The sequence below is a fragment of the Colwellia sp. NW0002-52-1 genome, from assembly GCF_057550865.1.
The window spans coordinates 1-419 of sequence record NZ_BAAJLU010000064.1; the positions used below are offsets into that span (position 1 = coordinate 1).

The 419-nt window shown below is 32.5% G+C and carries 1 protein-coding gene; it reads left to right on the forward strand.

Going from position 1 to position 419, the window contains the following annotated elements; translation table 11 throughout:
* Positions 1-96 precede the first annotated feature (96 nt).
* Positions 97-411: a hypothetical protein gene (locus AC27H3_RS18110; RefSeq protein ID WP_487108115.1), complete on the forward strand. Its 315-nt coding sequence runs from the start codon at positions 97-99 to the stop codon at positions 409-411.
* Positions 412-419: the final 8 nt, after the last annotated feature.

Sequence of the window (419 nt, forward strand, 5' to 3'; positions counted from 1 at the left end):
AGCTATTCAAGTGGGACAAATTACAGTTGGCTGGTTCCGCTCCGCTACACATTTTAGCCAACTACAATTTGCCCCTTAATAGGGCGTTATGTGTAAATGAAACTAAATAGAATTCTGCCACTTTCAACCATCTTATTTTCAGCGAATTCATTTGCTGTTGGATTTCAATCTTGCTCAGAAAATGATGTGAATTATATTCACAAATTATTTAATTCTAATGAGTTAGCAGAGAAAAATTCTACGAATATTATGTTTAAATTAGATCCTAAATATATTTGTGTAATTAAAAATCAGCTAATGATGGATGGCTTATCATTTACTTTGTATAAAGGTGGTGAAGATTTTAACTTTATTGCCATAATCAATGGATTAGACGACAGTCGCAAAATGTATGGCCCTTTTAAGCGGTAAATTACACA

What these genes read in the sequence shown, in the direction of transcription:
- AC27H3_RS18110 (WP_487108115.1), top strand. Translation starts at nt 97, where the DNA reads ATGAAACTAAATAGAATTCTGCCACTTTCAACCATCTTATTTTCAGCG.